The sequence below is a fragment of the Citreimonas sp. genome (assembly GCF_042096055.1).
In the GTDB taxonomy this organism is placed as follows: Bacteria; Pseudomonadota; Alphaproteobacteria; order Rhodobacterales; family Rhodobacteraceae; genus Citreimonas.
Window position 1 is genome coordinate 9587 of sequence record NZ_JBELMH010000052.1, and the last position, 7336, is coordinate 16922.

Sequence of the window (7336 nt, forward strand, 5' to 3'; positions counted from 1 at the left end):
GTCGCCTCGGGCGGCTACGCGCTGGCCTGCGCGCTGCGGGCGGTCGGCGTGGGGCCGGGCGATCCGGTGCTGACCAACGCCTTCACGCTGGCGCCGGTGCCGGGCGCCATCGCCTCGGTCGGCGCGCGCCCCGTCTACGTGGGCGTGACCGAGGGGCTGGTGATCGACCTCGAAGACCTCGCCGCCAAGGCCGGGCAGGCGCGCGTGCTGATGCTCAGCCACATGCGCGGGCATATCTGTGACATGGACCGGCTGATGGCGCTGTGCGATGCGCAGGGCATCACGGTGATCGAGGATTGCGCGCACACGATGGGCGCCGCCTGGGACGGCACGCCCTCCGGTCGGCACGGCGTGATCGGCTGCTACTCGACCCAGACCTACAAGCACGCGAACTCGGGCGAGGGCGGGTTCCTGGTATCCGACGACGCCACGCTGATGGCGCGCGCGATCCTGCTGTCGGGCAGCTACATGCTCTATGATCGCCACCGCGCGGCACCCCCGCCCGAGGCCTTCGAGGATCTGCGCTACGACACGCCAAACGTGTCGGGTCGGATGGACAACCTGCGGGCCGCGATCCTGCGCCCTCAGCTGGCCACGCTGCCCGAGCGGGTGCAGCGCTGGAACGCGCTCTACGCCGTGGTCGAAGAGGGTCTGCGCGGAATGCCGGGCCTGCGCCTCGTCGCCCGAGATCCGCGCGAGTCCTTCGTCGGCTCGTCCTTTCAGGCGCTGCTGCCGGACTGGGCGCCGGACCGCATCGCCGAGCTGGTGCGCCGCTGCGCCGCGCGCGGTGTCGTGCTCAAGTGGTTCGGCGCGCCCGAGCCGGCCGGGTACACGTCGCGCTACGATTCGTGGCGTTACGCTCCGGCGCCGGCGATGCCCGCGACGGACCGGATCCTCGCCACGCTGATCGACATGCGCCTGCCGCTGACCTTCTCGGCGGACGATTGCCGGCTGATCGCGGCGATCATCCGCGACGAAGTCGTCGCCCTCTGCGCACGATAAAAAGGCGCCGGCCGTGCCGACGCCTCGTTCATTTCCCCGGGAATTCAGTGAAGCCGCAGGGCCGGGGCGTCGCCCCTGACCCCGCAGATGCTCAGAATACCACGCGACCGTGCTCGCCCGCGTCGGGCGTGTGCTCGGATACGTTGGACTTGGCGACCTCGTAGAGGAAGCTGGCCGAGCCGTCGTTCGCCCAGACCTCGGCGTCGTGCGGGCTGAACTTCACCAGCCGCACGGAATGGTCCTTGCGGCCCTTCGGAAACCAGGCCGCGGCCATGGCATTCCAAAGCTCGTCCAGCTTTTCCTCGTTGGTGTGCTCGTCGACCTTGCCCCAGACATTGGCGTAAAGCCCGGCCTTGGGGTCGGCGACGTGAAAGCTCGCCTCGCCGCCCGATTTCGACGCGCGGTCCGCGGTCGAGCCGGCAGCGGTGATGAACCAGATCGCGTTCTGGTCGGGGTCGACCTGCGGGCTCATCGGGATCGGACGCTCGCCATCGGCGGCCAGCAGGCCGGCCTGGACGTCGCCCATGCGTTTCCAGAAGGTCTCTTTCAGCGCGGTCATGGTGTCCTCCGTGCTTGCGTTGCGTTTGATGGGCCAACGCAAGCCCCCGCACCGCCGTTCCCCGTTGCGGCGCGCAAGCGCTTGACCGACGCGGCGCCGGCGCGTAATATTTGAACAAGCGTTCAATAAGCCGGACCAGCGTGGGGAGGCGCCTCGGCCAATGTTCATGCACTCGATGACTTTCGACCTTGGCGAAGACGTCAACGCGCTGCGCGAGATGGTGCACCGCTGGGCGCAGGACCGGCTGAAGCCGATGGCCGCAAAGATCGACGGCGACAATGCCTTTCCGGCCGAGCTTTGGACCGAGATGGGCGAGCTCGGCCTGCACGGCATCACGGTCGAGGAGGAGTTCGGCGGCTCGGGCATGGGTTACCTCGCCCACACAGTCGCGATCGAGGAGGTGGCGCGCGCATCGGCGTCCGTCTCGCTTTCCTACGGCGCGCATTCCAACCTCTGCACAAACCAGATCCGCCTCAACGGCAACGACGACCAGCGCCGCAAGTACCTGCCCGGCCTGATCTCGGGCGAGCACGTTGGCGCGCTCGCGATGTCCGAGGCCGGCGCCGGTTCGGACGTGGTGTCGATGAAGCTGACGGCGGAAAAGCGCAACGACCACTACCGGCTGAACGGCACCAAGTACTGGATCACCAACGGCCCCGACGCCGACACGCTGGTGGTCTACGCCAAGACCGATCCCGACGCGGGGCCCAAGGGCATCACCGCCTTCCTCGTCGAGAAATCCATGAAGGGCTTCAGCACCTCGCCGCATTTCGACAAGCTGGGCATGCGCGGTTCGAACACGGCCGAGCTGGTCTTCGACGATTGCGAGATTCCGTTCGAGAACGTGCTGGGCGAGGAAGGCAAGGGCGTCCGCGTGCTGATGTCCGGCCTCGACTACGAGCGTGTCGTGCTGGCTGGCATCGGCCTTGGCATCATGGCCGCCTGCCTCGACGAGATCATGCCCTACATGGCCGAGCGCAAGCAGTTCGGCGCGCCCATCGGGTCGTTCCAGCTGATGCAGGGCAAGATGGCCGACATGTACACCGCGATGAACTCGGCCCGCGCCTACGTCTACGAGGTGGCGCGCGCCTGCGACCGCGGCACCGTCACCCGGCAGGACGCGGCGGCCTGCTGCCTCTATGCTAGCGAACAGGCGATGGTGCAGGCGCACCAAGCGGTTCAGGCAATGGGCGGCGCGGGCTTCATGTCCGACGCGCCGGTCGCGCGGCTGTTCCGCGATGCCAAGCTGATGGAGATCGGCGCCGGCACGTCGGAAATCCGCCGCATGCTGATCGGCCGCGAGCTTCTGGCCGCGGTCGCCTGAGGGGCATGCCGCGATGGGCCTGGTTCCTGCCGCTCGCGCTGATCGTGGCGCTCGCCGCGCTGTACGCGTTCCGGCTGGGCTGGCTGGCGGCCAACCTGACCGAGGGCGACGCGATCCTGGTCTATGCCGAACGCTACCGGGCGCTGGCCGGGCCACAGGCGCGGGTGTCGGATTGCGTCGCGGTTCCGGGGCAGGGCGGCTGGGTCTGGATCACGGTGATCTGCGGGCCGCAGGACGGGCCGGGCTGGCGGTTCGACGTCAACCGGCTGGGCGGCCTGGTGGACATGACCGGACCCGAGGATGCGCCGCGCGGTCCGCGCTCCGCGCCAAGAACGTGAATTTCGCCTTTTCGCAGAAGCCATTTACGGATCGCCAGCCATGACAAAAGCCGCCCTTTCCTTCGCTTTCCTTGCCGCCGCCGCACCCGCCGTGGCGCAGGATCTGACCTTCTCGCCCGAGGCGACCGAGGCGTGCTTTGCCGCGGGCGGCCTGGCCGAGACCTGCATCGGCGCCAGCGCCCAGGCCTGCATGGTCGAGAACGAGGGCGGCTATTCCACCGTCGCCATGGGTTTCTGCTTCGACCGGGAATGGCAGTACTGGGACGCGGCGCTCAACGACGCCTACGGCACGCTGCGTGACCAGCGCGCCGCCATCGACGCCGAGAATGCGGATCTGGGCGTGAACGTCCCGTCCTCGGCCGACGCGCTGCGCGAGATGCAGCGTGCCTGGATCGCCTATCGCGACCGGCGCTGCGACTACGAGCGCAGTCTGTGGGGCGGCGGCACCGGCGGCGGGCCGGCCTCGATCGCGTGCCTGATGTCCGAGACCGCGCACCAGGCGCTGTATCTCGAAGAGCAACTGGGCGGCGAATGATGCTGACGCCGGCCGACACGTACGACGCGCTGCGCAAGGGCTTCGCCTGGGACCTGCCGTCGCGGCTCAACATGGCGGTTCAGGCCTGCGACGCCCGCGCCAAGGCCGAGCCGGACCGGCTGGCGGTGATCGACCTGTCGTCGGGCACGCGCGCCGACTGGTCCTATGCCGACCTTGCGCGCCTGTCGCGCCGAGTTCAGGCGGCGCTGGTGGCGCGCGGCGTGCGCGCGGGCGACACGGTGGGCGTGCTGCTGTCGCAATCGCCGCTGTGCCTGGCGGCGCATCTGGCGGTGTGGCGTCTGGGTGCTGTCTCGGTGCCGCTGTTCGTGCTGTTCCGCGACGATGCGCTGCGCACCCGGCTGGGCGACGCCGGCGCCGTGCTGACCGTCACCGACGAAGAGGGCGCGACGCGGGTGCGCGGGCTGGGCTTCGACGCCCTGACCGAGGCCGACCTGACCGACGCGTCCGATGACGCCGAGGCGGCCGAGACGCGCCCCGAAACGCCCGCCTGCCTGATCTACACGTCCGGAACCACCGGGGCGCCCAAGGGCGCGCTGCACGGCCACCGGATGCTGACCGGCCATCTGCCGGGGGTCGAGATGAGCCATGATTTCCTCGGCGCGCCGGGCGACGTGCTCTGGACCCCGGCAGACTGGGCGTGGATCGGCGGGTTGTTCGACGTGGCGATGCCGGGTCTCGCGCTCGGCGTGCCGGTGGTGGCCGCGCGAATGGCGCGGTTCGGCGTCGACGAATGCCTGAAGATCGTCCGCGAAGCCTCTGTCCGAAATATATTCTTCCCGCCGACCGCCCTGCGGATGCTGAAGGCCGAGGACGCCACGATCCCCGACCTGCGCAGCGTCGCCAGCGGGGGAGAGCCGCTCGGCGCCGAGATGCTGGCCTGGGGGCGCAAGGCCTTCGGCGTCACCATCAACGAGTTCTACGGCCAGACCGAATGCAACATGGTCGCCAGCGCCTGCGCCGCGCTGTTCGACCCGCGCCCCGGCGCCATCGGCCGCGCCGTGCCCGGCTTCGACGTGGCGGTGATCGACGAAGACGGCAATCCGACCGACGCCGAGGGCGACATCGCCATCCGCCGCGGCGCCGCGTCGATGATGCTGGAGTACCGCGGCAAGCCGGAGGAGACCGCCGCCAAGTTCCGCGGCGACTGGCTGGTCACCGGCGACCGCGGCACGATGCAGGACGGCTTCATCCATTTCCGCGGGCGCGAGGACGACGTCATCACCAGCGCCGGCTACCGCATCGGCCCGTCCGAGATCGAGGATTGCCTGATGGCGCATCCCGATGTCGCCAACGTGGGCGTCGTGGGCAAGCCCGACGCGCTGCGGACCGAGATCGTTAAGGCCTACGTGGTTGCCCGTGGCGGCACCAAACCGGACGCCGACGCGCTGAAGGCATGGGTCAAGGAACGACTCGCAACCTATTCCTGCCCAAAGGAAATCGCGTTTCTCGACGCGCTGCCGATGACGGTGACCGGCAAGGTCATCCGCCGCGAGTTGAAGGCCCGCGCGGCCGCCGAGACATCCTCCGAAACGGAAGGAACGACATGAAGATCGCCTCGCAAATCCTGACCGGGTCAGAGGATTTCGCGCGCAACCGCGCCGCGCACCTGGACGCCCTGCACGAGATCGAGCAGGCCGCGGCCCAGGCCGCCGAGGGCGGTGGCGCGAAAGCCCGCCAGCGGCACCTCGACCGGGGCAAGATGCTGCCGCGCGAGCGCGTGGCGAACCTTCTGGACGCGGGCTCGCCCTTCCTCGAGATCGGGGCGACGGCGGCGCATGGCCTTTACGACGGCGCCGCGCCTGCGGCGGGCGTAATCGCCGGCATCGGGCAGGTCGCGGGCCGCCAGGTCATGGTCGTATGCAACGACGCCACCGTGAAGGGCGGCACCTACTATCCCATGTCGGTCAAGAAGCACCTGCGCGCTCAGGAAATCGCCGAAGAGAACCGGCTTCCCTGCCTCTACCTCGTGGATTCCGGCGGCGCGAACCTGCCCAACCAGGACGAGGTCTTTCCCGACCGCGACCATTTCGGCCGCATCTTCTACAACCAGGCGCGGATGAGCGCGAAGGGCATTGCGCAGATCGCTGTCGTCATGGGGTCCTGCACCGCCGGGGGCGCCTACGTGCCCGCCATGTCCGACGTCACGATCATCGTGAAGGAACAGGGCACGATCTTCCTCGCCGGCCCGCCGCTGGTGAAGGCCGCGACCGGAGAGGTCGTGTCGGCCGAGGACCTGGGCGGCGGCGACGTGCACACGCGCCTCTCGGGTGTCGCGGATTACCTGGCCGAGGACGACGCCCACGCGCTGGCGCTGGCCCGGCGCGCGGTCGGCAACCTCGGCCACGACGACCGCGCCGCGATCGACCTGCGCACGCCCGAGGCGCCCGCCTACGACCCCGACGAGATCCTCGGCGTCGTGCCGGACCGCCTGACCACGCCCTACGACATCCGCGAGGTCATCGCGCGCATCGTCGACGGCTCGCGCCTCGACGAGTTCAAGCCGCGCTTCGGCGAAAGCCTGGTCACCGGCTTTGCGCATGTCGAGGGCATGCCCGTGGGCATCGTCGCCAACAACGGCGTGCTGTTCTCCGAAAGCGCGCAGAAGGGCGCGCATTTCGTCGAGCTGTGCAGCCAGCGGCGCATCCCGCTGGTGTTTCTGCAGAACATCACCGGCTTCATGGTCGGCCGGAAATACGAGAACGAGGGCATCGCACGCCACGGCGCCAAGATGGTGACGGCCGTGGCCACGACCAGCGTGCCGAAGATCACGCTGCTAGTCGGCGGCAGCTTCGGCGCCGGCAATTACGGCATGTCAGGGCGCGCCTACCAGCCGCGCTTCCTGTGGACCTGGCCCAACAGCCGGATCAGCGTCATGGGCGGACCGCAGGCGGCGGGCGTTCTGGCGACGGTCAAGCGCGACGCGATCGAACGCGCCGGCGGCACCTGGTCCGAGGACGAGGAGGCCGAGTTCAAGCGCCCCACGATCGAGATGTTCGAGCGTCAGTCGCACCCGCTCTATGCCTCGGCGCGGCTGTGGGACGACGGCATCGTGGACCCGCGCAAGTCGCGCGCCGTGCTGGCGCTGTCCTTGCGCGCCGCGCTGAACGCACCCATCGACGAGACGCGCTTCGGCGTGTTCCGGATGTAGCACCGGCCGCCGCCGGCACGACGGATTTCAAGGGGCGCAAGGCCCGGAGGACGCGCATGTTCGACACCATTCTGATCGCCAACCGGGGCGAGATCGCCTGCAGGGTGATCCGCACCGCGCGCGCCATGGGCGTGACGACCGTCGCGGTGCATTCCGACGTGGATGCCGGCGCCGCACACGTGGCGATGGCCGACCGCGCCGTCAGCCTTGGCGGAGCGTCGCCGGCGGAAAGCTACCTGCGCGGCGAGGCGATCATCGAGGCGGCGCTGGCCACCGGCGCGCAGGCGATCCATCCCGGCTACGGCTTCCTGTCCGAGAACCCCGATTTCGTCGAGGCGGTCGAGGCGGCGGGACTGGTCTTCATCGGCCCGTCGGCACAGGCGATCCGCAAGATGGGCCTGAAGGACGC

General features: G+C 69.5%; 8 protein-coding genes. 7 read left to right on the forward strand and 1 reads right to left on the reverse strand.

The window, feature by feature from the left end:
- The coding region (locus ACFDTC_RS12135; protein ID WP_375259142.1) for a DegT/DnrJ/EryC1/StrS family aminotransferase at positions 1-1002 on the forward strand (1002 nt) is incomplete at its 5' end.
- Between the two features lie 91 nt (positions 1003-1093).
- Here the strand turns inward: ACFDTC_RS12135 and ACFDTC_RS12140 are convergent.
- Positions 1094-1561, reverse strand: coding sequence for a pyridoxamine 5'-phosphate oxidase family protein (locus ACFDTC_RS12140; RefSeq protein WP_375259143.1), 468 nt, complete (start codon positions 1559-1561; stop codon positions 1094-1096).
- A 160-nt stretch (positions 1562-1721) separates the two neighbouring features.
- On the opposite strand from ACFDTC_RS12140, the gene ACFDTC_RS12145 reads away from it, so the two are divergent.
- From ACFDTC_RS12145 to ACFDTC_RS12170, 6 genes are all read left to right on the forward strand, one after another.
- The gene (locus tag ACFDTC_RS12145) at positions 1722-2885 is read left to right on the forward strand and encodes an isovaleryl-CoA dehydrogenase (RefSeq protein WP_375259144.1); all 1164 of its coding nucleotides are present in this window, start codon (positions 1722-1724) and stop codon (positions 2883-2885) included.
- Positions 2886-2890: 5 nt separating this feature from the next.
- Positions 2891-3223 carry a hypothetical protein gene (locus ACFDTC_RS12150; protein ID WP_375259145.1) on the forward strand — a complete coding sequence of 111 codons (333 nt, stop codon included), beginning with the start codon at positions 2891-2893 and terminating at the stop codon, positions 3221-3223.
- Between the two features lie 40 nt (positions 3224-3263).
- The gene (locus ACFDTC_RS12155) at positions 3264-3758 is read left to right on the forward strand and encodes a lysozyme inhibitor LprI family protein (protein WP_375259146.1); all 495 of its coding nucleotides are present in this window, start codon (positions 3264-3266) and stop codon (positions 3756-3758) included.
- Positions 3758-5326: an AMP-binding protein gene (locus ACFDTC_RS12160; protein ID WP_375259158.1), complete on the forward strand. Its 1569-nt coding sequence runs from the start codon at positions 3758-3760 to the stop codon at positions 5324-5326. Before ACFDTC_RS12155 ends, ACFDTC_RS12160 begins: the two co-directional genes overlap by 1 nt.
- Positions 5323-6927 carry a carboxyl transferase domain-containing protein gene (locus ACFDTC_RS12165; RefSeq protein WP_375259147.1) on the forward strand — a complete coding sequence of 535 codons (1605 nt, stop codon included), beginning with the start codon at positions 5323-5325 and terminating at the stop codon, positions 6925-6927. Before ACFDTC_RS12160 ends, ACFDTC_RS12165 begins: the two co-directional genes overlap by 4 nt.
- A 56-nt stretch (positions 6928-6983) precedes the next feature.
- Positions 6984-7336, forward strand: a 353-nt coding sequence (locus ACFDTC_RS12170) for a biotin carboxylase N-terminal domain-containing protein (RefSeq protein WP_375259159.1), incomplete at its 3' end; no start/stop codon positions are given.